The organism is Dorea amylophila, assembly GCF_025567265.1.
GTDB classification, from domain to species: domain Bacteria; phylum Bacillota; class Clostridia; order Lachnospirales; family Lachnospiraceae; genus Dorea_A; species Dorea_A amylophila.
Map to the genome: position 1 here is coordinate 73,494 of NZ_JAOQJW010000009.1, position 26,258 is coordinate 99,751.

24 protein-coding genes are annotated in these 26,258 nt (G+C 40.4%); all 24 read right to left on the reverse strand.

What is annotated here, in order from left to right:
* Nucleotides 1-165 precede the first annotated feature (165 nt).
* The 24 genes from OCV72_RS07275 to OCV72_RS07390 all read right to left on the reverse strand — a co-directional run bounded on the left by OCV72_RS07275 (nucleotide 166) and on the right by OCV72_RS07390 (nucleotide 26,252).
* Nucleotides 166-762 carry an accessory gene regulator ArgB-like protein gene (locus OCV72_RS07275; RefSeq protein ID WP_055056099.1) on the reverse strand — a complete coding sequence of 199 codons (597 nt, stop codon included), beginning with the start codon at nucleotides 760-762 and terminating at the stop codon, nucleotides 166-168.
* A 125-nt stretch (nucleotides 763-887) separates the two neighbouring features.
* The gene (metK, locus tag OCV72_RS07280) at nucleotides 888-2,099 is read right to left on the reverse strand and encodes a methionine adenosyltransferase (protein WP_055056100.1); all 1,212 of its coding nucleotides are present in this window, start codon (nucleotides 2,097-2,099) and stop codon (nucleotides 888-890) included.
* 11 nt (nucleotides 2,100-2,110) lie between these two features.
* The gene (locus OCV72_RS07285) at nucleotides 2,111-2,818 is read right to left on the reverse strand and encodes a zinc metalloprotease (RefSeq protein ID WP_055056101.1); all 708 of its coding nucleotides are present in this window, start codon (nucleotides 2,816-2,818) and stop codon (nucleotides 2,111-2,113) included.
* On the reverse strand, nucleotides 2,805-3,737 hold the full coding sequence (locus tag OCV72_RS07290; RefSeq protein ID WP_055056102.1) for a radical SAM protein: 933 nt from the start codon (nucleotides 3,735-3,737) through the stop codon (nucleotides 2,805-2,807). Before OCV72_RS07290 ends, OCV72_RS07285 begins: the two co-directional genes overlap by 14 nt.
* The gene (locus OCV72_RS07295; RefSeq protein WP_055056103.1) at nucleotides 3,727-4,434 is read right to left on the reverse strand and encodes an ABC transporter permease; all 708 of its coding nucleotides are present in this window, start codon (nucleotides 4,432-4,434) and stop codon (nucleotides 3,727-3,729) included. Before OCV72_RS07295 ends, OCV72_RS07290 begins: the two co-directional genes overlap by 11 nt.
* 1 nt (nucleotide 4,435) lies before the next feature.
* Nucleotides 4,436-5,065 carry an ATP-binding cassette domain-containing protein gene (locus OCV72_RS07300; RefSeq protein WP_055221587.1) on the reverse strand — a complete coding sequence of 210 codons (630 nt, stop codon included), beginning with the start codon at nucleotides 5,063-5,065 and terminating at the stop codon, nucleotides 4,436-4,438.
* 106 nt (nucleotides 5,066-5,171) lie between these two features.
* Complete coding sequence (locus tag OCV72_RS07305) at nucleotides 5,172-5,321, reverse strand: hypothetical protein (protein WP_155512670.1); 150 nt, start codon at nucleotides 5,319-5,321, stop codon at nucleotides 5,172-5,174.
* A gap of 33 nt (nucleotides 5,322-5,354) precedes the next feature.
* Nucleotides 5,355-5,504, reverse strand: a complete 150-nt coding sequence (locus tag OCV72_RS07310) for a hypothetical protein (RefSeq protein WP_155512671.1) — start codon at nucleotides 5,502-5,504, stop codon at nucleotides 5,355-5,357.
* A 290-nt stretch (nucleotides 5,505-5,794) separates the two neighbouring features.
* Complete coding sequence (locus tag OCV72_RS07315; RefSeq protein ID WP_055056124.1) at nucleotides 5,795-6,034, reverse strand: hypothetical protein; 240 nt, start codon at nucleotides 6,032-6,034, stop codon at nucleotides 5,795-5,797.
* Nucleotides 6,035-6,112: 78 nt separating this feature from the next.
* The gene (locus OCV72_RS07320) at nucleotides 6,113-6,721 is read right to left on the reverse strand and encodes a septation protein SpoVG family protein (RefSeq protein ID WP_055056105.1); all 609 of its coding nucleotides are present in this window, start codon (nucleotides 6,719-6,721) and stop codon (nucleotides 6,113-6,115) included.
* A gap of 31 nt (nucleotides 6,722-6,752) precedes the next feature.
* Entirely contained in the window at nucleotides 6,753-13,640 is a 6,888-nt protein-coding gene (locus OCV72_RS07325; protein WP_055056106.1) for an N-6 DNA methylase, read from the reverse strand.
* Nucleotides 13,637-13,843, reverse strand: a complete 207-nt coding sequence (locus OCV72_RS07330) for a DpnD/PcfM family protein (protein ID WP_055056107.1) — start codon at nucleotides 13,841-13,843, stop codon at nucleotides 13,637-13,639. The genes OCV72_RS07325 and OCV72_RS07330 overlap by 4 nt, the downstream gene beginning before the upstream one ends.
* Nucleotides 13,844-13,855: 12 nt before the next feature.
* Nucleotides 13,856-15,952, reverse strand: a complete 2,097-nt coding sequence (locus OCV72_RS07335) for a C40 family peptidase (protein ID WP_055056108.1) — start codon at nucleotides 15,950-15,952, stop codon at nucleotides 13,856-13,858.
* Entirely contained in the window at nucleotides 15,942-16,403 is a 462-nt protein-coding gene (locus tag OCV72_RS07340; protein WP_025577477.1) for a hypothetical protein, read from the reverse strand. The genes OCV72_RS07335 and OCV72_RS07340 overlap by 11 nt, the downstream gene beginning before the upstream one ends.
* A gap of 147 nt (nucleotides 16,404-16,550) precedes the next feature.
* Nucleotides 16,551-17,372: a phosphoadenosine phosphosulfate reductase family protein gene (locus tag OCV72_RS07345; protein ID WP_172704712.1), complete on the reverse strand. Its 822-nt coding sequence runs from the start codon at nucleotides 17,370-17,372 to the stop codon at nucleotides 16,551-16,553.
* A gap of 59 nt (nucleotides 17,373-17,431) precedes the next feature.
* Nucleotides 17,432-18,772: an LPD25 domain-containing protein gene (locus OCV72_RS07350; protein WP_055056109.1), complete on the reverse strand. Its 1,341-nt coding sequence runs from the start codon at nucleotides 18,770-18,772 to the stop codon at nucleotides 17,432-17,434.
* Between the two features lie 95 nt (nucleotides 18,773-18,867).
* A complete protein-coding gene (gene darG, locus OCV72_RS07355) occupies nucleotides 18,868-19,908 on the reverse strand; it encodes a type II toxin-antitoxin system antitoxin DNA ADP-ribosyl glycohydrolase DarG (RefSeq protein ID WP_207642806.1) in 1,041 nt (346 codons plus the stop codon).
* Between the two features lie 15 nt (nucleotides 19,909-19,923).
* Nucleotides 19,924-20,520 carry a DarT ssDNA thymidine ADP-ribosyltransferase family protein gene (locus OCV72_RS07360; protein ID WP_025577469.1) on the reverse strand — a complete coding sequence of 199 codons (597 nt, stop codon included), beginning with the start codon at nucleotides 20,518-20,520 and terminating at the stop codon, nucleotides 19,924-19,926.
* Nucleotides 20,521-20,654: 134 nt separating this feature from the next.
* Nucleotides 20,655-21,176: a JAB domain-containing protein gene (locus OCV72_RS07365; RefSeq protein ID WP_055056110.1), complete on the reverse strand. Its 522-nt coding sequence runs from the start codon at nucleotides 21,174-21,176 to the stop codon at nucleotides 20,655-20,657.
* Complete coding sequence (locus OCV72_RS07370) at nucleotides 21,160-21,282, reverse strand: hypothetical protein (protein ID WP_255610470.1); 123 nt, start codon at nucleotides 21,280-21,282, stop codon at nucleotides 21,160-21,162. Before OCV72_RS07370 ends, OCV72_RS07365 begins: the two co-directional genes overlap by 17 nt.
* 174 nt (nucleotides 21,283-21,456) lie before the next feature.
* Nucleotides 21,457-23,823, reverse strand: coding sequence for a VirB4-like conjugal transfer ATPase, CD1110 family (locus tag OCV72_RS07375; protein ID WP_025577466.1), 2,367 nt, complete (start codon nucleotides 23,821-23,823; stop codon nucleotides 21,457-21,459).
* A gap of 130 nt (nucleotides 23,824-23,953) precedes the next feature.
* Entirely contained in the window at nucleotides 23,954-24,454 is a 501-nt protein-coding gene (locus OCV72_RS07380; RefSeq protein ID WP_055056111.1) for a PrgI family protein, read from the reverse strand.
* A gap of 23 nt (nucleotides 24,455-24,477) precedes the next feature.
* Nucleotides 24,478-25,290, reverse strand: a complete 813-nt coding sequence (locus tag OCV72_RS07385; protein ID WP_081019432.1) for a DUF4313 domain-containing protein — start codon at nucleotides 25,288-25,290, stop codon at nucleotides 24,478-24,480.
* A 17-nt stretch (nucleotides 25,291-25,307) separates the two neighbouring features.
* Entirely contained in the window at nucleotides 25,308-26,252 is a 945-nt protein-coding gene (locus OCV72_RS07390) for a DNA-methyltransferase (RefSeq protein WP_242856463.1), read from the reverse strand.
* Nucleotides 26,253-26,258 lie beyond the last annotated feature (6 nt).

Consider the following 26,258-nt stretch of genomic DNA (forward strand, 5'->3'; position numbering starts at 1 on the left):
ATAAAAGATGCCGGAATATCAACACTCTGGCATCTTTTATTTATATACATGTATTAACTTTACCTTATTTCAGACATTCCGGTAATTTAGGCTGATATGAAAGACAAACAGATGCACAATTTGCTCCCCATATTGCACAAGCTTCTATACACATAGCAAGAAATTTCATAGTCCTATAACTCCTTTCTTTGTATACAATAAAAATTTAGGTTTATCAGTAATCAGCATAAATACTGCTACCAAACAAATACTTAATACCATCATACCCATGATCTCTTTATCTACTACTGATAAAAATAATGCAGCAAAGACATTTATGTTCAAAATATTCCTAGCCATAATCTTACACCGACTTTTTTTATTTTCACCAATAGGCTGATTTTCATTAACCACCGGTGCATGGATAGCAATATAGTAACTACTTAATACTAGCAAAATCAACCATATTTCTAATGGAAGCTTTGTATAAATTATATTGTTAAAAAGTAATAAAAATAAATACGAAATGTTACTAATCAAAAAGCATCTAAAATATGTAACTGCATGATATCCACCCGTAAATACTCTCAATGGTGCAAACACCAATAGGAATATTACACCTAATTTAAATTCGTGTAATAAACCTGACACAATCAATATTGAACTTATTCCAATCATTGTTGACAAAATAATTTCTATGCCATAAGTATAAACAGCTTCTTTTCTCCTTTCCGAGCCATCTGCTATTCTTTTTGCAAGTTTACTGGACACTTTATTTAACACTTTTAATCCCTCCCTATGTCATGAATTATAGCAAAACCTTTTGCTTTTTTCTTATTATGTCCATAAATTCAGGGATTTTTGTCCATGAATTCTTTTTCGTCTTCTCCAGCGCATAACAAAAGGCACTAATCAGTGCCTTTTTCTGTATCATTCTTATATTTTTTTAAATCCTCTACCTTATCTAATCTTTCCCATGGTAAATCTAAATCTAATCTTCCAAAATGTCCATATGCTGACACCTGCTTATATATAGGCTGTCTTAAATCAAGCATTTTTATAATACCAGTAGGACTCAAGTCAAAATTATCTCTTATAATATGAATTAACATATCCTCTGGCAATTCACCTGTTCCAAATGTATTAATTCCTATTGAGATTGGCTTTGCTACACCAATTGCATATGAAAGTTGAATTTCACATTTATGTGCCAAATCTGCCGCTACAATATTTTTAGCAATATAACGAGCTGCATATGCTGCTGACCTATCTACTTTTGTACAATCCTTTCCAGAAAAAGCTCCGCCGCCATGATGAGCATATCCTCCATATGTGTCCACAATAATTTTCCGCCCTGTTAAACCACTATCACCATGCGGTCCACCAATTACAAAACGTCCCGTAGGATTTACGTAAAATTTGGTTTCAGAATCTACCATTCTCTGAGGTAAAACACAATCGAAGACATAATGTTTAATGTCTTTTTGTATCTGTTCCTGAGATATTTCAGGATCGTGCTGTGTAGACAAAACCACCGCTTCTAATCGTACAGGTTTCCCTTGCTCATTATACTCTACTGTAACCTGCGTTTTCCCATCTGGTCTAAGATAAGCAAGAGTTCCATTTTTGCGGACTTTCGCAAGCTGTCTAGCTAATTTATGAGCCAACGAAATAGCATACGGCATAAATTCATCTGTTTCATTCGTTGCATAACCGAACATCATCCCCTGATCACCGGCACCTAACATACTTTTTGCATTTTCGCACTCATTCTGCTCTTTTACTTCTAATGCTTCATTTACCCCCTGTGCAATATCCTTAGACTGCTCATCAATACATGTAATAACTCCACAGGTATCAGCATCAAATCCATATTTTCCCCTTGTGTATCCAATGTTACGAAGGGTTTCTCTAACAATCTGAGGAATATCAATATATGCTTGCGTTGTTATCTCCCCCATAACTAATACTAATCCTGTAGTTATACTGGTTTCGCAGGCAACACGACTCATTGGATCTTTTTCAATCAGTGCATCTAATATCGCATCGGAAATTGCATCACAAATTTTATCTGGATGTCCCTCGGTAACTGATTCTGATGTAAATAATATCTTTTCCATATTTTTCCTCCCTATTGTGATAACCATGAAAAAATCCCTAAAACGCCAAACATAATTATACCTCTAATAGCATCTTCTAATGTGGTAGCTACTTTGTCTTTTTTTATATTTGTTTTATTGAATAATGTAACAACTGCATAATATCCATCACTTTTTACTATTGGAATGAAATTCACCAGCACATTAGAAATCACCAAATAACAATACGGTAGCTGTTTTGGAAAAAATAATAGTACAAGCAATACATAAATACAATTCATAAAATTTCCAGCCAGATAAATTGCAATCCTTTTGTATTTAGAAACCATATAGCTATATGAAGTATCTACATAAAATGCAGGCCAAATAAACATAAATTTAAACCCTATTTTGACTCGACTTTTAGGATAAAATTTTTTCAAAAATAATACATGTCCAAGTTCATGAATAAATATATTTATTATTAAAACTAAAGTTGCTGGAAGAAAATTTACATCTATAATAGAATACGTTGTAGTTCTAAAATATAAATATAATGTCAGAAGAATCATGAAAATCATTCCCATCATATATAGTATATTATCTTTATCATTTTTTACGAACTCCAGTTTTTCCTTTCCGAACAGTGAATCAAATGTTGCATTATCCAATTTAAAGAAATTATTATTTTTTTCTACAATCGTAAAATCTCTTTTACTGTCCTGAGCTATGGTATATTCTTCATATTTAAATATTTTCAAAATATCCTTCTTCCTTCAGCAATCTTAAAAACCAATCATCTTTAAATAAAAATCCACATAGCTCACACGGAGAAGTCAAACTCTGCGGATATTCTATATTCTTTTTCTTTAATAATTCCAAAAATGGTGTAAAACCTTCTGTATAGATTTTATGTAAAACCTTATTATAATCTATAGACTGAATGATTGCACTCAAGCTCTCTTCATGTAAATTTCCCATTAATAAAAGCGTATTTTCTACGACTTGTGAGCAACATGGATATACTTCTAACTTTGCATTAATCAATAATGTTCGATCTAAAAGTCCAATACAGCGCGCTTCATGTTTCTTCAAATCAATAACTTTTATAAACTGGGAATCAGAAAATATCTCTGCTGATCCGGTATTAATAACTGGTTGATATGCATAATTTGTCTTAAAGGCATGTTCCCCCATCTCATTGATAATATCACCTGGCTGAATACCATCTTTTAAGAAGCAACCAACAATTTCCGTACTTACCTCTAAATCATTTGCAATATCTACAATATTTAAGATATTCTGCAAATCAATAAATTCCTTATGAAATTGATCATAACTAAAGGAAATCATTTTTATCTTAGATTTATTTCTTTCAATAAAATTTCTTGCCTTATTGATGTCCTTTCCCCAGAATCCATTAGTTTTAATTGTAATTCCAACTTTTCTACCATAATCAAAATTAATTATATGCTCTACCAAATCAGGATATAGCATAGGTTCACCGCCAGTCACACCAATGAGATCTATAGACGGACATTCCTTAATATTTTTTAGAATCAAATCTAATTCCTCTATTGTAAGAGTTTTACCTCTTACAAGCCCTCTTGAGTCACAACACATTTTACATCTTGCATTACAATTTTCAGTTAATAAAATTCCACATCCTTTAAATTCCATTTTTTTCCCATCTCCTTCTAAAAATAAAAATTATACATAATACAGTAGCAAATAATGCTATTGAATATAAAATATTTTCTTGAATCATCAAATAATCGCTATTTCGTGTATTAAAGTACTGGTTAAACTTTATGAAAACAGGATTTGAAGCGTCATACCTAACCAAAAAGCTCAATTTGGGGTTAGCAATCGAAGCCACCATTGAAAATAACCAAAAAGCAAAATTTACTACATAGGCTCCAATAACACTTTTAAACAAAAATCCCCACATACTTGCCAATAATATTTCATAAATAATTGCACTTTCGAAGTAGAACAAAGTTGCCAAAGTATAAGAGAAATCCTGATACACAATACTTATACCTATAACTCCACCAAAAACAATAATACTCATCCAAGCTAATATCACCACAATTTTTGTCAAAAAATAGCGAAGCCAATTGTATCCCATAAGTTTATAAAATAGGATATTTTTATTTTTGTAATCTGATACAAAAGACTGAATAATCAATACTGGAAAAATAAGCATTCCAAACTGTGTGATTACCGTATAAATGCTAACGTATAGCTCACTAATTGTCGGATTGGAAATCTTATCCAGACTTACAAGTAGTACATATCCTAGAACAAAACAGATTGCTACAGTAAGTAAATAAAATAAAAAAAAGTGATTTTTTATATTTTTTCTTATTTCCATATTATTCCCCCCTTATATACATAGCTACAATCTCGTCTTTAGAAGCAATTTCTGTAATTTCCAGATTGTTAATATAATAGTATTTCCCTTCCATATATTCTAAATCAGATAAATTATGTGTAATATTGATAATAACCGCTTCATGAGTTTTCTTATATTCCATAAGGAATTCATACAAATCTATAGAACTATTTTTATCCAAAGCATTTGTAAATTCATCTAATATAATCACTTTAGGGTCTGCTGATAAAAACGCCAATAATTTTATTTTTTGCTTCTGACCATCACTCATCTTCTTGATTTGCAAGTTTTTAGATACTTTATTTAATTTTAACAGGTCATATAAACCCATAATTTTCTGTGCTTCAAATTTCTTTTTTAATAATTTTATCACATCATCAAGAGTAAACTCTGCCGGAATATTACTACTGCTTCCAATAAGAATTGCCTCCTGATTTTCTTCAATTTTTCCCTCAAATTCTAACATTCCTACACATGTTTTAGCAAAACTTGATTTTCCAGCGCCATTGCTTCCTAAAATATGGTTTATATATTTCTTATCAAATGAAATGTTTACATTTTCAAGTAGCTTTTTTTTCCCTACTTTCAAACTATAATTAATCAGTTTCATTGCAGTATCCTTTCCAAATAGGTGTTTATAAAATATATGAAGCATTCTATAAACACCTATTTCTCATAAAATATGATAAGTCTACAAATCTCTCGTCTTTTTATATTTAGTGTCCTTTACTACCAACGACAGCTTTAAGGGTAGCGACAATGAAGTACCACATGCTGTTAATATTTTCCAGTTTTAAGGCCTCCATTTTCTGATCCATAACCTCTTTTTTTGTTTCGTTATTTTCTTTAAATTCATTAATTTTCATCTCTAATTCCTCCATTTTAAATCAATTTTTTTATTAGTGTCCCTTACTACCAACAACTGCCTTAAGAGTTGCAACAATGAAATACCACATACTATTGATATTTTCCAGCTTTAAGGCTTCCATCTTTTTCTCCATAACTTCCTTTTTATTTTCATTGTTTTCTTTAAAATCGTTAATTTTCATTTTTATACCCAACCTTTCTTCTTTTCACTAACTATTTTTTACACTTTACAGTGTTTTCAAAATTTCTATTCCCTTTTGCTTAATATATTTTTGTGGGACTTCTTGTTTTCTCTGAAACCATTGATGTATTTCTTACCTCCCTGTGTTTATTCCTAATCCATATGTATTAGATGTTTTGTAGTATAGCACTCAATACAAATAATAGTTATTTTTGTCCACCAAATATTATTTTTATGACCACAAAAAATGCCGCTACAGGTTTATCACCCGTAACGGCATTTTCCTTTATTTTATTCCGCTTTTTCTTCATTACCGGATTTTAAATATGTCATGACCTCTTCCACTGTTTTTCCGGAAGCAAGTAAGGCGCTAAAGATTTCATCTTTCTGTTTATCTTCAATCTTCTTCCTAAGTTCTTTTGCTTTCAAACGCAGTTCTTTTAATTCTGCCTCTGTTGTTTTAATCTCCTGCTCTGTCTTCATAAGCATTTCTTCAAGAGAAAGATTTTCTACTTTTTTACGTCTTGGCATACTGTTTCCTCCCATGCTGATATTTCCTTCATTCTACCATTATTGTTCCAAAAATACCAGTCTTTTTATGAATCGCTCCTATCTCCCTCTTCGCTGCTGTTTCTGGCTTTTGGCATATTCCATCTTTTTATTGTATTCGTCCATGATTGCACTTTCCAGATCTGCCTTAAATTCTGCATTGACTGCATGGGCAATATCCTCCCTCTCTCCTTTTGCAGAATTTTTCTGAGGCATACCTACAAAAGTTTTTCCGTTCCATGCCTGGATCACATGAAGCTGCTGGATTGCCAATACGTCCTGCAGACGAATGGCTACATCTGCCTTAAATGTATCGCTTCCCTGTACCGGATTTACACTCAGATTGTAATACAGCTCTTCCTCTCCCCAACAGCCCTTACAGTCTGTTTTCGTTTCTGTCATATTCTCATAGGCTTCCCTTACGGTATCCAACACTTCCTTTTGAAATTCCTTATCCGTAAACCGGAAAAAAGGAACATACTCCCCTGTTTCATAATCTCTGTAACGGGGCATATCGAGATACAGATTTCCTTTCGAGGACTCTTTAATTGCAAGGCTTTTCACACAGAAGGCCTCATCAAAGGTAATGGTAGCAAATCCTTTCAGGTTATTGATTTTTCCTTCTTCCTGTTTCAATTCCGGTTTATATACTCTGATATTATATTCCATATTGTGATCTCCTTTTCTACTCTATTTTTCGTTACCGAACTGCTGTCTGGCATGGAAGATTTTTAGTTTCCTCCTGCACTTCCACACACTCCTCCTGGTCCTTGATTTCCAGTTCTGCATCAATCTCCATCTGCCGGGTAATATTCTCTTTTAAAAGCTCCTCATACGGGAAGGGCTTTTCATATTCCTGCTTTGCATTTTTTATCTCATTTTCGCAGGTCTTAATTTCTTTTTGAACCTCCTCCACTGCTTTATCAAGGGCATTCAAGCGGTTTTCTATACGAACCATGTTGCCGGAGTCACTGCTTTTTAACTCCACACTATACTCCTTCTCTCCCTGAAGGAACAAGCTCGGCCCCAGCATATCATTCTGAACAGATACCTGAAACCCCTTATACATACCGACTTCGTACCTGGTAAAAGCCGTCACTCCTTCTATAATCCCACGCAGAACTTCGCCTGCTTCTTTGTGTTTCTCATAAACTTTTCCCTGCAGCGTGATTGCAAACCCCGGTTGTACTTCCATAGCCTGGTTCCTGCGCTCCAAATCCTTTTGAAGTAATTGCAGTTCTCCCTTCAGACTTTCTATCCTTTTCGGATACTGGAAAGTGACCGCATCTTGCAGGGCAAACCTTTTCCCTTCATGTGCAGCTTTTAAAATTCTCAGACGTGCTACTTCATTATCTACTTGTATTTTTTCCATGATCAGGGGATTTTCAGAAGCTACCGCTTTAATCTCTGCAAAGTTTAGTACGGTTTCATCTATATCCTCACAGATCCTTGCCAGTTCCCGGCTGGTAAATACCTGGCTGATAAACCGCTGTTTTGTTTCTACAATGCCCCATAAATAAGCATCAAAAGAACCCTTTGTTACATAGCGGTAAATATTGACTTCCTCATTTTCATTCCCCTGGCGGATAATACGCCCTTCCCGCTGTTCAATATCAGAGGGTTTCCAGGGACAGTCGATATGATGAGCCGCCACCATTCTGGTCTGGATATTGGTTCCTACCCCCAGTTTTTCGGTACTTCCTATAATAATCCGTTTCCTTCCGGCTCTGACATCGGAAAACATGCGGTCCCTCTGTTCATCTGTTTTTGCATCATGGATAAAGCAGATTTCTTCCTCTGGAACACCTCTGGTAATCAGTTCCTGTTTTAAATAATCATAGACGGTAAATGCTTTTCCAGGTCCGGGTGTCCCAATATCCGAAAAGACAATCTGGGTTCCTTTCTGTTCCTGGGACTGTACATATTCCTGGTAAATGTTTTCTACTGCTTTATTCAGTTTGGAATCCGAATCTACCGAAGCATAACTGTCCAAAAGCCGGGAATCTGTACCCAAGAGCCTTGCTTCCCCGGTAATCCGGAGCATATTGTCGTCCTTTGGATCTACCACACCTCTATGGATTGCTTCTGCCCTTTCCACCATTTCCTGCATACGTTCTTTGACATAATCAGAGGCTTCCGATACTATAACCTTATATTTTCCGTCCTTTAATTCTGGCCGCTTAATATCCAGCATATCAGGCAGAATGATGTCTGCCACTTCTTTAAACAGGTGTATCAGTTCCGGCAGATTGATAAACTTATTAAACCTGGTCCGCATCCGGTAACCGGTACCCTCCGGTGCCAATTCCAGGGAACTGGTAACTTCCCCAAACACAGAAGCCCATGCATCAAAATGGTAAATCCCCTTTTCGTGAAGCCGCCTTTCCTGCAGATATAACTGCATCACATAAAGTTCCACCATAGAATTTGACAAAGGGGTTCCCGTTGCCATAATGACGCCCCTTCCCTGATTTTTTTCGTTGATATACTGGATTTTCATTCGCATATCCATAGCCCTCTGGGAACCGCTGGAACCCAGGCCCGCAACATTGTTCATTTTCGTAAAAACTTCCAAGTTCTTGAACAGGTGTGCTTCGTCTACAAATAAGGCGTCTACGCCCGTTTCTTCAAAGTACATCACATCATCTTTGATTTCTTCATTGTTCAGTTCTTCGATTTTCTCTAGCAGTTTTTTCTTTCTGCTTTCCATCTGCTTTATGGACCAGTTCTTTCCCTCTTCTTCCCTTGCCCGGTTAATGGCTTCTACCAGTTGCTCTGCCTGCTCTTCCATCATGGCTCTTTGCCGGTCAGGGGAAATGGCAATTCGTTGGAACTGAGTATGGCCAATAATAATACAGTCATAATCCCCTGTTGCCATTCTGGCAATCATACGCCTGCGGTTTTCCTTCTGAAAATCTTCTTTTCTGGTAATCAGGATCTTCGCATCTGGGTAGGCGCGCAAAAATTCTGCTCCCATCTGGAAGGTCAGGTGGTTCGGAACGGTAAGAAGGGGTTTCGTTGCCAGCCCCAGCCTCCTCATCTCCATACAGATGCAGATCATTTCCAGAGATTTACCAGCGCCTACCGTATGGGCAAGCAAGGTATTTCCTCCACACAGCAATGCCCTTGCCACAGCATTTTTCTGATAAGGACGCAGCTTTAGCAGAGGGTTCAGTCCCGGCAGTTTTAAATAAGAGCCATCATAGCTTCGTTGTCTGTCGCAGTTAAAGGTTTCATTGTAAAAATCCACATATTTTTTTCTGCGCTCCGGCTCCTTAAAAATCCAGTCCCGGAAGGCTTCTTTTATCTGCTCCGCCTTATCCCTGGCAAGCATGGTTTCCTTCCGATTGATCACATAACGTATTTTTTCCCCTTCCTGCACCCGATCCCTTATGGTCACAATCCGGCTGTTTAACAGTTCCTCTATAATGCTGATCGCATCCATAAATCTTGTGCCATAGGTTTGTCTGGTACGAATGGTTCCTCCAAAAAAGTTTCCCCTGTCAATATGGTAAGACATATCTGCATCTAAGCGCTCAATCTTGAGGGCATGGCCACTATGAGCGCAATAGTTTCTCTGGTTGCTCTCCGGGATTTCCAAAAGCTCATAGATAAACTGTTCGTAATCCTCATTTTCAATCCAGGTTGTTCCCAGTTTTACACTGATCTCAGGCGCTGTCAGTTCTTTTGGCTGTACCTTTTCCAGTGCTTCCACGTTGTCTACAAACAAGGGATTATTCTGCGCATAAATCCTAGCAGTACGGAGCTTCTGCCGCACATTGCCGCTTAAATACTCATCTGCGGTTTCCCACCCTGCATTGGGATCTTCTTCTTTTGCCAGTACCGGGTTCTGGTAGATTAACCCTTTTAATTCCTGGAGCATTTCTTTCCTGTTTCCCGGATAAAGAGAGAGCATATAGGGAATATCCACCCGGTTATATTCTGACAGACTGATATGCAATGCTTCCTGGGCATTTTCCACTTTGTCTATCACATCTCTGGGGCGTATGGTCCTTTTGTAAAAAATATCAGCTTTGGTTACATTTTTGTCCTCGTCAACCACTTCCAGGGAAGAAAGCAGGGGATAATCATTGTCCTGCCGGAACGCCATTTTATTTGTCCGGTCACAGAAATATCCATGCGTTTTCACAAAGGCATCATACAAACGGTTTAACTGTTCCTGTGCCTTTTTCAGTTCCTGGTCAGAACAATTTTCCTGCTGTATCTGTAAAATTTCACGCACCAGAAGGCGGATCTTATGCATGGCACGTATCCGACGCTTCACACTTTCCTTTACCTGGCTCCGGTATAAAGACTCCCCTTCCCGGTAATATACTTCGTCCTGTATCACCGTAAACGTATAATTAGGTATCTCTGGAGAAGCAGCTAAGACGTCCTGCTCTTCCTTCTTTTTTTCTGCTATGCTTTCTTCATAACAGTTTTTAGGAAGCTCTCCAACTGCGTCCAAAATTCCTTTTTCCAGGTCAAAGTCTTCCGCTTCATTGACCAGGGCTGTATATTTGGAATCTTTCCCGAAAAACTGTTCAAACCAGACCATTTTCCCAAGCATCATTTCCGGGTGTTCCAGATAATACTCATTCACCGGCACCATGTCTTCTGTAAGCCCTGTATAAGTCCAGATCGGCTCCCCAATCGAAGGCTCTGCTTTTTTCTGAAAAAACAAAAGGTCACTGGTAACTGCGGTATTGGCGCTCTTTCCAAAAGAATCTGCCGGAAGCCGGACTGCCCCTAAAAGGTCTGCCTGTTCTGCCAGATTTTTTCTCACAGTGCTGTCATTTTTATCCAACGTTCCTTTTGAAGTTACCACTGCCAAAATGCCTCCTGGCCGAAGGAGGTCCAGGCTTTTCCGGATAAAATAATCATGGACTTTCAGCTTCATCTTTTTATATCGGGGATCATACAAGCGGAAGTCCCCAAAAGGCACGTTTCCCACAATCACATCAAAGCTGTTATCCTCAAATTCCGTTTTTTCAAATCCTTTGATCTGGATACTGGCTGAAGGGTGGAGCTTTTGTGCAATCCTTCCGCTTATGGCATCAATCTCCACACCATAAAGCTGGGATTTTTGCATATTTTCCGGAAGACCATGAAAAAAGTTTCCAATCCCCATAGCCGGTTCCAGAATTTTTCCCTTCTGGAATCCAAACTGCTCCAGGGCTTTATAAACACCCCGCACGACTTCCGGCGGCGTATAAAAAGAACTGTTGACACTGGCCCTTGCCTGGGCGTATTCTTCTGCGGTCAACAGTTCCTTCAATTCCTGATATTCTTTTTTCCACTCCGGGCGTTTACTGTTAAAAGCATTTGGCAACCCGCCCCACCCTACATACCCCGCAAGAATTTCCTGTTCTTCTTTTGTGGCATTTCTCTCTTCCTGCTCCAGTGTTTTTAAGATACGGATCGCCCGGATATTTTTCTGATACCGGCTTTTATCCCCACCGGTAAACTGAAGCCACCCTTCTGGGTAATAATAATCTCCGGCTTCTACCTTACCTTCTGTCTGGACAGAGGTTCTTCCTTCCTGCCAAAGCTCTTCTTTTTTAAGAATTTCGCTATATTCTTCCCATAATGCAGGAAACCAGGGAAGCAGACGGTACATATTCTCCTGCTGCTCTAAGGTTTCTGAATCTTCGGTATAGGCAATCTGGTCCTCCTCTGCCAGATGTGCAGTAAGCCCGCCAAACTGATCCCAGGAAAGTTCCTGCAGAAAATCTTGGCTTTCCGGCAGGGTGATCTTAATCCCATTTTCCTGAATACAAAGCTCATAGCTTCCATGTTCTGTCCGCACCAGATAATAAGGCTGGCCTTCCGGTACTTCCCGAAGCAAAAGCATCTTCAAAAAATGGTCTTTTTCTTCCGGTAGCTGATTGGTCGTATAGACCAGACAGAGCATTTTCTTTAAAATATCCGCCTGGATATTCTGTTTATAAAAGGCTATGCCAATCTCTTCTAATGGGATTGGTTCCTTTTCCTCAATCACTTCCTGCACTTTCTCTGGCTGTAAGGTTTCTTCCTCTGTTTCTTCCCCATTTTCTAAGGCTTCCTCCGATACAGATAACAAAGGAAGATAGGTCCCTTTTTCAATCCGTTTCCCAATTTCCAAAGAAACTTCGTCCCAGTACCAGAACGCCTCCTTCATGGAAGTTCCCTCACTCCAAAGAATATAAAAACCACTGGAACCGCTTTCTGCGGTCAGGATACCGTCTTTTGTATGGGCTTCTCTTTTTACATCTCCATACAATTCATAAAGATAGGCTTCCCGGTCTGTTTCCTCTGGATTGTTCCGGTAAAACTCATAAATTTTATATGGTATCTCCTGCCCTGTCATTTCCAGAAGGATTTTCTCTTTCTGCCAGTTTTCCGGCTGTGCAGGTTCTATCTCCCCAGACAGAAAAGGAACCGCCGAAGCAGTTCCTTTCTCTGTATCCTCTTCTGTTTTTTCCTGTTTTATCCGATCCTGGGGTGAATGATCTCCTCCATAACCTGTTTCTGCGCTTCCATGTCCGCCTGTATCCGAAGGTTGGTCATTTCCAACGTATTGTAAGGGTCGGTCCTGTCCTCTCTGGTCCAGGTCTTCAGAAGACTTTCTGCCAGTTTCTCGTGGTATTCCTCCGCTTCTGTCTGGATTTTCATAAGCCGCTCCATCAGTTTCCCGGACAGGAGCATCATTTCGTATTGTGCCTGGTCCGTTCTCTTCATTTCCTGTGCTGCGATCCTGCCGTAACGGTTCAGGGACGCCAGTATCTTCTCCTCGCTCATCACGCCCTCTAAGACTGGTATCTGTACGCCATTCATTTCCCTGTACTGGATTCCTGCGATCCCTTCCATAATACTGCCTCCTTTCAAGGTCTATGTTCTTCATGGTCCTTGCAATCTGTAACACAATCCGCCCAGATAAATGGGATACTAACCGTCCTGTCCGGTACAGAACCTCCTCATTCTCTGAAAAACCGCAGATAAAAGAAAAATCCAGGGTGTCATCTCGGATACCGCAGCGGCTTTCCACCGCATAACAGACACTGTTTACAAGAAACTCTGTAATCTGGTTTTCTTTTACCTCCTGTCCCTCTCCGGTAAGGACAGCCAGCTTCTGCAAGGATTTTAAAATTTCATATTCCTCTTCTATCATAAACCAAACATTTGTTCTTGTAAAGGCGTCTAAAGAATTTTTAAACTTTTTTTCCTGTTCGTAGATTTCCGGGAACAGCTCCCTTGCCAGCAGTCTGCGGTTTGTCCCATTCACCTGCCAGTTCCAGGGCCGGATTCCCTGTCCCTTTACATCTTGAATATCATAAACATGGGTAACTCCTTCCCCGAAAATTTTGGAAGGAAATACTGCAATTCCTTTACTTCCTCTGGCAACCGGCAAATCCATTTCCAGCCAGGCATCATATCCTGCAAGAACGGACGCATCTGGGCGCTGGGCATATACCATACAGGTATTTAAGAAGTCCAACTGATACAAGCGCCCCATGCAGAAAAGAAAATTTTTCCAGGAATCCTCCGACTCTGAAATCCAGTGTATGGTTTCCTCATACAGTTCCCGTACTTTTGTGATATGCTTCATCTGCTGTTCCTTCTTTCTTTTACAGGTACCAGTTCTTTTGCAGAAATATCACGATAGGAAAAATCATCTGCCCCCAGCACGATTTTTTCTGCATAATAATCTGCTTCTGCTTTTGCAGTTGCCTCCAGTTCATTCCTGCCCCGGTATCTTACTTTTTTCTCCAGGACTTCTGTTATGGTCACTTCATATTCTTTTTCGTCCATGCTTCTCCTTTCTTACTGCAAGCGGCTGGGTCTTCCATACAGCCCAATGTTCGACGGATTGAACGGGTCATTCACTACTCCACGTCTGCTGTTGGCTGCATGTACCATTCTGCCATTACCAACATAAATTGCCACATGGGAAATATTGCGGAACTGCCCATTCTGCTCATAAGAATAAAAAATCAGATCTCCCGGCTCCAGTTCGCCTTCTGTAACTTCCAACCCATGTGTTACCATAAATTCTCCCTGGGTAGAGGCAATCGCCGGAAGGGAAATGCCTACCTCCTGATACAACCGCTGTACCAGGGAACTGCAATCATAATATCCTTCCTCATACCGGTGTTCCTGACTGTATTTGCAGCCTACCTTCGTCAGTGCCAGATTTGCAACGTCACTTCCTACGCCAAAGGAAGGGATCTCATTTCGGAATTCCTCACTCATGACTTCCCTTAAAAGTTCTTCTTCTTTTTCGGTCAGCTTTCCAAGTGCAATATAGTCCTCATAATTCAGGTTCTTGACGTAGCAGCCCTTCTTTGTTACCGTAATCTCATTTTCGTCCCCATCTGCCAGAAACGCTTCAAAAGTCTGATGTCCCCAGGCAGACGCAGTTGCATGATCTGCACAGAAAACATCAAATTGTACCCCATACCGGTCAAATGCTCCGGTATCTTCTACGGTATATTCAATCCCGTTCATAATGATCCTGGTTCCCATAGGGACAAAGGGGTTTTGTGCATCTACTGCAATGGTATGGTCCGGTTTTGGCATGACACCGGAGGCTGTAGGTCCTCCTGCCCACTGTCCACAACAGATACTGCACTGGCAATAACCGCTGGTGACAACATTTCCCAGGCTTTCCCCTGCCTTTATGGTGGTGGTTATGGTCGTGTTTTCAAAACTGTTCATTTCATCAAAGATTTCCTTCAGCTTGTCCTTATGCCGCTGATCCATATCCACACCTATATCCCCGGTTCCATACTTCACCATATAAACCATTAAAGTATCATAGTAATTACTCACATAATTCCCGTTTTTCTCATGGAGATAGGTAACTGCCCCATCTTTCCCATTTTGTCCAAGTTTTGTATTAAAGTCCATGTAGTAACCGCTTAAAACTTCTCGGACGGTAGGGTTCTCCTCAGACGGATTTGGCATGAACGCACCAAGTGGCGAACAGTATAAGAGGAAAAAGATAATCACTACAGGGATTGCCACCACAAGAAGAATACTGAACAGCGGAGCCAAAAGCGCCCCGGCAAACTGGACCACCTTCAGCATAAACACAGAGGCTTTCATCTTTACAATATCTTTTGCCACCTGTGCCAAACTGTCCTGCTGCCCATTTCCGGTGAGCTTATTGATCATATACTGGATTTTTCTCTGCCGGACTGCCTGTTTTTTCTGTTTCTCCATCTGTTTCTTTTTCACTGCTCTTGTTTGTCTGTAAAACTGCTTATTGGTGATCTTCCCATCTGCCTGTTTTACCTTTAATTCCTGCTCTGCCTTTCTATAATTCCGATCCTTCCACAGCTTTTCTGCCGGTTTTGTTGCTGTCCCCATGACATAAAGGGAATCATTGACTTCCTCCCCGCCCTCTAACTGGGTCAATATAGCAGCCTCTCCCCGGCGTACCCCTTTTATGGCAGTCTGCTTCGCCAGGGAAGATTTTTTTGTTTCCGCCAGCTTTGCAGCCTGTTCCCTCCGATACTGTTCCTTCGCCTGGAAACCAGCAGAGGGCTGACTGTTTGGTGCTACCCCCTGTTTCATCTGATCCGGCTGTAAGGTTCCCGGTACAGATACGGTGCTTTTGGCCTTTCCATTTTGTTTTCTATCTTCTGCTGCTCCCCGGATTGCTGCCTCTTTCCCGGATTGCTTTTTCTTTTCCTTTTGTTTTTCAAACAGCGCTTCTCTGCCCTGCTTCGGCTGTTTCCCTTTTTCTGCCCCTTCTTTTTTCTTTCTCTGCCCTAAAAGATCGGCCACCGGCTTAGAGGTAAAAGCAGCTTTCTTTTCCTTTGCAGATAAAATAGGATTTTTCTTATGCACCGTCACCTGGGCTTCTTTTTTTAATTTCAGCTCCGGCTCTTTTTCTTTTTTTACCTTAATCTCCAAAGCAGTCCCCCTCTCCGGGGTTTAATTCTTCTGCCTGATACCAGAGCGCCTGAAACAGATACCCCTGTTCCTTTTCTCTGGGTGGTGGACCGTACTCCTTTTCCAATTCCTGAAAGGCTTCCATAAGGTTTCCGGAAAATTCCTGGTAATCATCTTCTGTCAGGATATATTTTTCACTGAACAGTACCTGCTCCAATTCCCCCACTTCTACCAAATGGTCTATGTCTTCCGGGGAAAGTGGCGGTCCCAGTCTGTCATAAGTCTTTTCTTTCAGGTAGGAAAACTGATAAAGTTCCGTCTGCTGCGGTAAAATCTTCTCCTTACTGCCATCAAAGAGCAAAAAAATAGCTTCCGCTTTTAAGAAAACGGAAACCTCAGCTTGCTCACCATATTTTAGTGCCTGCTCCTTAGAAGGAAACTCCAGCCAGTCCGGAATACGGATTTCCAGCATCCAGGCTTCATACTGCAGTCCAAAAGATAATTGATATTTTGCGATAATTCCTCCTCTCTTCCACTACAAATAGTCATAATAAATCTCATTGGTATCTTCATGAAAGGACAATTCATACTGTCCGGGGATACCAGGATCCTCCATCCACTAACGGAAAAAAGCATCTACATCTGACCATAAGCGGGAATTGCACTGCCTTCCTGCAGCTTTCCTTAACTCCAGCATTTTAGCAAAAGCCCGCCGGTAAGCCCTCTCATAGGTCGGGAAGATGCGGAACTCCCGGTATCTTTGTTTTCCTGCCATAGGACAGCCTACACAGCCAACCCAGTGAAATCCCATTTCGTAAAGAGGGTTCATGGGTATTTTCTCTGCCTGGATATACTCCCAGACCTGCTGGTCACTCCAGTCAACAATGGGATTGCATACGTGTTTGCCCCTTGACAGGCATGATTCAAAGAGTCGCCTGGTATCATCATTATCATTATTTAAAATAATGGCACGTTTTTTTCCATTTGGGACAAAATTTTCATAAATCCCCCTGTTTTTCCTCCGCTTTCGGCTTTCTGCCCACCGGACACCTGTGGTGATAAAACGCCCAGCCCCACCATTTTCTTTTAGAACCTCACAACAATACCGGATAGTCCTGGTAGGAGGGATCATTTTCATGGGGATCAGGCTCCACATAGTTATCCGCTGCCCTTTATAGTAAGGTTTATTGATACTACAAGTTATACCGGCCTGTTCTGCCTTCTGAAACTGTTCCCTCACATAATAAATAGTCTGTGGGGCATCTGCAGTAGTCAGGTTGTGCATCAGTTCAAATGGCACGCCGGAACGCCGTACCAGTTCCCTGCATACGGCGCTGTCTTTTCCTCCACTGTCCGTCACTACCAAAGGAAGCCCATAATGTTGCAGGGACATCTGGCTGGCAGTGCGGATACGTTCTATTGCTGTTTTTTCTAAATCCAATTTTTTTCAGGAGGGAAGATATCTTTTACATGGCCAAAACTCCGCCTCCTTTCCTAATTTTATCTGCCGCCCCTTTTTGGCGGCTCATATCCATTTGCTGCATACGCTTCTACGGTCATACCGTATGACTCTGCTTCCTGTCGTATCTCTTCCATAACCTGTTCTTTGTATGATTTATCCGGACAGGCAGTTGCAAAATCCCGGATATCCGGCATACAAGGCAGCTCCTTCCCTGTATTTAATGCAATCCTGCTTTCCCGGATATAGGCAAGCATGGCTTCCTGATATGCTTTTCGTGATGCGTCCCCCTGCGTCAGTAAAGGGACTTTCTTTTCTATTTCCTGTTCTTCCAGAACCGCTGTTTCCAGTTTTTCCAGGTTGCAGAAATACTGAAGGGTAGGAAGCATCTCCTCCAGTACCCATCTCATTTGCTGTTGTTCATGTTCCCATTCTTCTGTTGTCCTGGCGGTCTGTTTCATAAGCTTCTGCCCTTCTTCTGTATGGAGATAATAATCTGCAAATGCTTTTACATGATCCAGCAGATTTCCTTCCCCGTCACCAAAATCCTGGCGCCCGGTATAAGACATGACTTCCCCCTCTGAGAGAAAACAGATTTCAAAATGTGTTTTGTAATAACCTGCCATATCTTTCTCTTCCACTGCCTGCCGATCCAGCTTTCCGAACAATTCTACCGCTTGATTTAATGGCATGGCTTCTTCCAATGGAATGTCCGGGTGTTCACTGATCCGCACATACACAAAGGGTTTCAAGTCCACCGGCGGAATAAGTTTTACCTGTTCCAGTGTTGTCTTTAGTTTGTCTGCCTGTTCTTTCAGCTCTGGTTTCTGCTCAAATATCTTGCTTCCCAGCCACCTGCTGTATTCCTCTTTTCCATCTTGACATAAGGCTTTCCATATAATAGCTTCCTTATGTTCTGCTTCTTTCGGATAAAAGGTATGGTAAAAATCAGGGTCAAGATTTTTTTCCAGTTTTATCATTTCATCTGCAAAAACAGTAGCCTCCAAGGTTTTCTCTTTTAAAAGCCCTTTGGTATCAATGACTTTTGTTTCCGGAAGATAAGCACTCAGTTCCCTGGCAGCTATAAAAACCTCTGGGTATTGGTTTGGATCATAGATATCTCTCAAAAGATCCACATCCAACTCTCCGTTATAAACCAGGGAAAATTCCAATGGAATACCATCTTCTTCCTCCACATGAAGCCCAATTCCTTTTCCTGCATTCAACCTTTCAGAAGGAATACTCTGATAGATCTTTACTGCCTCTTCTGCACTGTGGATATCCTCCCTGTATTCTCCATAGCGGTTAAATTCCATACATTCTGCCACATAATACGTTGCCAAACGTCCGGTGGCATTCTCGCCCATCTCACCTTTTTCCACGTAGCAATACCTCCTTTTTATGCACAAAAAAAGCACTACCGTTTTTAGCGATAATGCTCTTCGTGTTACTTCCTATTTTCTTTTTTAATTGTTGTTTATCTGTAAGAAAGATACTCTGAAATGCAATAGTTTCCCATAATATCCCGTTCTATCACACCCATCTGCTCCAAGCAGTCAATGTATTTCTTTATTTCATCCTCAGTAAAACGGGTTGCTTTGTCATCTGACCACTGTTTAAATTCAGATACGATCTGGCTGGCATCTATTCTTGAAAAAGTCTGGACTAAATAAGTTACTGTTGCAAGTCCTTCCAGTTCATGGTCGCTCTCTATCCCATTTACATAAGCAACAGCCTTTTCAATTGCAGGAGAAAGGCGGTTCAATAGCTTTGTTGTTTTTTCACTGCATATCACCTGATAAGCTAACTGATACGTCGATTCTGTATCATTTAATCCATAAAAACTCTGATACTCTCCGATATTTCTGCCAACAATATCAATGGAATGGGCATATGGACCATATTTATACTTTTGAAAGGAAAAATAAGGTTCTTCCAGATATAAATTCATAAAATACGCCGCTTTTTGAAGACGAAGTTTTGTACAACGTTTCAGTCCCATTTTGAGTTTCATCAAGACTAAACTGGCTGCTGTAAGTTTAGGTGCAGTAGCTGCTTTCTGCACATAATTTCTCTGTGGCTCATAAATCAAAACCGTAAAATCATCAGCAATTGGTTTTAATTTCTTTTGTATCAGTTCTTTTACTGTCTGCCAATCCAAACCACCATTACCACATCCCAGCGGGGGAATCGCTACGGACTTTACATTCAGTTTCGGAAGCCTTTCTACCAGAACATCCAGTGCTGTTTCTATATAACTTATTTTAGAGTTTTCACGCCACTTATCTTTCGTCGGAAAGTTTACAATTGTAATGCCATTCTCTACAAAAGTATGGATTGTTCCGACATGAAGTGTTTTGTCTTTACATGCTTTTATATAGGCTTTATTGTTTTCCGGAAATTTCAGTTTAAATTGATACGCAATTCCCTTTCCCATATAGCCTTCACAGTTGACTGTATTAACTAAACACTCTGCACCAGACTGAAACATATCTCCAGTTGTGTATTTAATCAACACAACCACCTCCTCTCGTTATTCAAACCATTGGGACATCACCGTAATAAATGGCGGTGGAAAGATAACGCCTTTCTGTTTCAGTAAATTTGTTACTCTGTTTTTAGTTTCTTCAGATGAAACATAGATGCACTGGAATGCATCAACAGGAATAACCAATGGGCTCAGGCATTCCGCCATCTTTATATTTCTGGCTTCCACGTCATTTTGCCCCACACTGGTAAGAATATCCCAGTTGATCATTTCAAAACCTTCATCATAATCATATAACTGGCATCCTTCCAATGCCAATGGGTGCTTAGGTAAAATGCTGAAATTATTGCGCCTTGCCAAATTTCTGGTAATACAGATATAGATCATTTCCTCTCCCGCATGAGTTTTCTTTACAGCCACATCAAAAGCTGAATATGGATGAAAATGAAATGGAATGTATCCGTCCAATCCCAGACTTTCCCTCTTGCGTATAATTTCTGGATCTGCTACATCTCCAAATGTTACCGTATTCTCCCTTAGAATCTTTCTCGGCACAAGGCCAAAATCAATAATAGATTCCAGATTCTTTAATTCTGTTAAATGATATAGAAGTTTTCCTTCTTTCGCATCTTTTAATCCCATCGTTCTCCTCCTAATATAACACACTTTAAACGCTAATCACAGAATTTTTACATTCTCCATCAACGTGTTTGTTTCTATAAACAAATTTTCCATTGTACTCATTATATGGTTCCCGTATTAATCCGTCAATCCCATTAACGTACCTTCTCTCTTTCACTCTTTGCATACGGAAAGGATTGCTCCGCAGCTATCCCATCCATCTGGAAATATTCCGGCAATAGCTTTTCCTCCCGGAAGCTAAAATACCGGTCATCTGATACAATCACATGATCCAGCACTTCAATCCCCAGAAGCCGCCCAGCTTCTGCCAATCTTTTTGTCATGTCCATGTCCTGCCTGCTAGGTTCCGGATTTCCCGAAGGATGGTTATGTGCCAGGATGATATTGCTGGCATTAGACAGGATTGCAGATTTAAACACTTCCCTCGGGTGTATCAATACACTGTTCAGAGTCCCGACACCCACTACATTGAGATTGATTACCTGTCCTTTTGTCCGAAGGTTTAAAATACAGAACATTTCCCGGTCACAATCTTTTAAAAAATCCTGAAAGAGTTCTGCCACATCACAGGGATTTTTTAATTCTTTGCTACTGTATAGAGGAGGTTCTTCCACCAGGCGTATACTTACCACATCTATTTTATGTGTCTTCTCCATGTTCTTCCTTTCCAAAGCAAATCTCCAGCATAATTCCCTCCGGCAGATTTTTTAAAAGTCTTTCCAACTGCTCTAAATTCATTTCTATTTGATATGTTTCAGCCATTCTGCCACCTTTCCCATGATATACAAAAAGAGTGCCTGATAAAAGAACTGCACTCTTTTTGTCCTATCCTTTTTCTACTTTACCGACTTATAATTTTTGCTGTTGCCTAATTTTTTTCTCGTCTGTCATACCTTTTCCTTTACAGATAAAAGAAAAAGTTCCTTTCAGATTACATTACTCCTGCTTTGTCTGCAACGCCTTTTCGTGAAGGTTGGTATTGAAAAGCGCATACAGCGGATTGGCTTCTTTTTCCATACGGTTATCAAATGGAATACAGGTATTTCCATACTTAATGATCCCCGTACCGGAAGGAGAATTATCTACATATTTTAATTGTGCTTCTGGAATTCCTGCTGCAGTGGATAATTCCTGACTGTCTACATTGGACTGCTTTAACAGGGCAATAAACTCACTGTTTCCAAGCATGGTCATGGCTGTATAGTTTTGCAGCATATCAACCAAATTTTGGGTGATTCCTGTGCATAGTCCCCCTTGCTTCCTCACTTTTTTCCAGAGGCTGAACAAAAATTTCGCACTATACTCCCGGTCAAGAACAGTATGGAACTCATCTATATAAAGCCAGGTTGCCCTTCCTTTCTTTGCGTTTTCTGCAATCCTGGCACTGATATTTTCCAGCATGACCAGAGTGGAAATGGCTCCCAGCTCTTTCCCCAGGTCCCTGGTACCATAGACAATGAACCTTGCCTGTACATTCACATTGGTATGGTTATTGAAAATATTTAAAGAGCCATTTACAAACAGCTCCAACGATAAAGCAATGTCCTTTGCCTCTTCTTCTGGCTGCTCCAACAATAACTCATAAAATTCTGACATGGTAGGGATATGCTTTTCCCTTGCCTTTGCAATGTCGATATACAACTTTCGTACACAACGGTCTATAATGGATTTATGGCGACTGTTTAGATTATCCCCGTAACACTGTTCACACAGCCCCAGCATAAATTCCCCTTTATCCCGGATATATCCCTGAGAATCGTTTAAATCCAGCGCCCAAACGTCCATCTCCAAAGGATTGATGTAATTCTTTGTATAGGTAGACAGGTTAATGATTGCTGCCTGGTTTCCCAGGGCTTCTGCAATATCAAAATATTCCAGTGTCGGGTCGATACAGATAATATCATCATCTGTTCCTAAGAACACCTGCAGCATTTCCGACTTACTGAAATAGGATTTTCCGGAGCCGGGAACACCGAATACCATTCCATTTCCATTTGCCAGTTTTTTCCGGTTTCCAATGCAAAGGTTATGAGAAACCTGGTTAATGCCATAGCAGACGCCGGACTTTTCGTTTAATTCCTGTACATTAAAGGGAAGAAGGGCTGCAATATCCCTGGTGAGCATGGTCCGCATTGTGCTGATCTGCCGGTTTCCCACTGGAAGTATGGTATTCATAGCTTCCCTCTGCTGATAATAGTGGGTTTCAATCTGGCACATGCGTCCATTGCCGATATTTTTAATGGTTTCGGTTACACTGTCTAACTCCTTCTTGTCCTCTGCCATGATCAAGAAATTAACCCCTGTATAAAACAGGTTCTGGTCATTTTCCCGCACGTCGTCCATAAGATTTACAATCTTCTCCTTCTGGACTTTCTTGATATGAGAAATGTCACTGGAAAAGTCGTTATTTTTATTACGGACTCTCTGCTGCTTTAAAATATCATTTTCAATGCCCAGATATTTCTTCTGAAGAACCTTATTTGCCAGTTCTTTTGGTACTGGTACAATACAGATTGTAGTAATACTATGAACCGGAAGGCTGGTAATCTCATTTAAAAAGGTATCCGATAAAGAAGAAGGATATTTTTTAATGAATAATGCCCTGCATTTTTTCCGTTCCGTTTCAAAATAACCTGGGTAAAACTGCATATACCCTGGTGAAATATCATTTTTAGGATCACCGCCCTTTTTTAATGCCTGTCTGAAATCAAAGGAAAATTGTTCCTCTTCCCCTATACGGTAAAAATTGAAAAGTACCCGCAGCCGTTCTTCTGCATTTAATTCTTCAATGCAGGAGCCAAGTTCTCCAAAGTTCTGTTTTAAGGTCGCTTCAAAAGTGGCAAAAAATGCTTTTGCCTGTTCGTAGGATTTCCGTTCTACACATACAGTCAGCAGTTTTTCCTGTTCAATCCCCTGCCTTCCATCTACAATGCGCTTTTCAATAATCTGGTTATAACTTCCACGCAGCCAGTTAAAACCATCTCCTTTTTCCTGGAAAAGTACATGCTCCCGGAAATCCTGCATGTTTTTGTTCCGATTAAAAATGGTAATAAGAAAATATACATCAATGGCATTTACCGTCTTACAATACTGCTTTAAGATTCGCATCTGTTCTTCTGCACCTGCGGTTACATAATTAATGTCCAAAAAACGGTATGTCCTGGAATATACCCCCTTCCCTACTTCAAAAATGCCATTTTCTGCAATTCTCCCAATCCCCATGACTTCCTGAAGATATTTCGGGGATTTTACTGCTTTATCTGCTTTTTTTAACTGGTCAAACTTATCTGAAAAAATTGACAATCTCTAATTTCCTCCTTTCAGGCAGATGGGGCCACAAACACAGCAGCTTCCATCTGCCGCTACATGTCTGTGTATCCCTCTCCTGAAATGGAGAGCAGGCGCTATTTCACGCCTTGATTGAATATTCTGGTCAACGGTACATCTTATACCACACCGCTGCTGCCGCACCAAGTACAATCATCACTACCGTTACGATCCCCATACGGATTGCCTTCTTTTTCACCACGTTGACATCACCACCTTTCTTCTCTTTTTTCTGTTCCTTTTTCCTTTGCTGTACTTCCCGTTCTTCTTCCTGACGGGTTTCCATATAAATCTGTTTCAGTTCCTGCACCGATTCCGTAGAGCCATACACCAAAGGGCGGTTAAAAAAGGAAAAATAAATCATCTTCCCTGCAAACTGCCAGAATGTCAGCCCATGATAGTTATAAAACCCAGTCAGTGCCAGAGGTACAACAAAAGGGGTTGCCACATAACAGCTCAAAGTAATCCCGATTTTTTCATACAAAAGCAGGACAATCCCAGTTCCTACGCCCAATGCCAACGCCGAAAACAAAAACTGTTTTGCTGTAAGCCCTAGAACCAGGGATTCTTTATAATGCTGCAGGTCCTCACTTAATTCAATCTCCATACATAACCTCCTGTCTCTGTTTTTTATCTACTCTGTCTTCGCTCTTCCTGCATGGTTTTCTGTAATCCATGCTGATTGCAAAAGGCGGCAACCCCAGCCTGGTCAAACTTACGCAGTTCCTCCAGATGAAATTTCACCACCGCATACTGCCCCATACCGGATTGTGCTTTCCAGGGAAGCAGTGTTCCCAATCCATGCTCCTGAATAAACTGGATATTTTCCTTACTAAAATCACCGCTGATACAGGCAGTTCCAGGCTCCAGGCAATATCCGGGAAGGTTTACGGTCAAATCTGAAAACGGTTCCCACATCCCATCTTCCCGGCTATACAGCTCCACATAAAGGTTTTGGTTCATTGCATAATAATCTACCCGCAATGCCAGTTCTTCGGTTCCATACGCCCATTGAAAATCCGCTGTTTTGATTTCCTTTTGAAATTCTGGATTCTTTACTTCTCCCCGTTCCTGGTATGCCTGCTCATAGGCTGCATATCCCTCCGGGTCCAATTTCTTTAAAGTTTCTTCCTGAAATTCAAACAGTGGATATTCCATACAGCCAGAACAGCAGATTTCTTCTTTTAACTGTCCAATCGCGTTTTTTTTGATAAATTCTACTATCTGCTCCAGATCATAGCCTGGGAGCAAAAAGGTCTGGTTCTTTTCCAGCGGAATTCCCATATCTGTGGTCAATTCAAAAAGTTTCCATATCTCTTCCTCTTTTTCCGTAAACACACAAACTTTGATGTTTTTATCAGCCGGATAAGTTGCAACTTCCAGCCAGACCTCATAGATCTCCCCATTGCCAAAATCCAGGCTGAGTTTTTCTTCCTGTTCCATTTACATATCCTCCTTTCCTACCGACTCCTGCTCTTTGCAGACAGAAGCCTTTCTTTTCCCTTTTCAAAATATTCTTCATTAATTTCAATGCAGATTGCATTCCGTTCACTGGAAAGTGCTGCTTCCCCCAGGGAAAACGAACCTGCAAACTGATCCAGTACCCACTCCTTTTCTTCTGTTACAAATCCAAGGATCTGCTGCAAAAGTTGCACTGGTTTTTCTGCCTGATGAATACGGGAGTTTTTCCCTGGCGGTTCAATGTCAAAGACCGTTGGAAGCATTCCCCTGGCGCCTGACATATAGTGGGATATTCCTGGCTCCGCCTTATCCTTTTTCGCATCTGGGCGTAAATTCCTGGCTTTTCCTTTCGTAAAAAATGCAATCTCTTCCGTATTTTTAGATTTTCTTCCCGTATTGGCAACGAAATCTCCTTTTTTCCAGGCGACTTTTGCATAATATTCAAGCCCTGCTTCTTTCGCCATTTTTTTCATCTGATAGAGGTATTCATAATTTTCCCCATTTTCTTCCGGCATGAACTCTACCAGAAAACACCCTTTTTTCAACACCCGGTATTTTTCATCAAAGTCTTCCTGCGTATATTGAAAACATTCATAGGCCGCAAAATCCCGATTTCCCCCTTTCAGGCTTTTTTTCAGGTCATAAGCATGATCTGTAATAATGGCATCTATACTGTTATCTTTTAAAAAGCTCAAATCCCTGCCATTCCCCTGAACCATCATACAAGTTACCTCTTCTCCGTCCTGTTCTTTGGTAACCGTATAGACTCCTTTGGCTATCCTGGAAAAAAGCCCCTTTTCTATTCCCTCATAAATTCTTGCCCGGATACTGGGTTCTTTTACCTCTTTTACCTGTTCTACACAAGCCACTGCTTCTTTAAGGCTGAAGCATTCTGCGTCCTGAAAATATTCAAATAGTGTCATCTGTATCCCTTTTTCCTGCACAATCCT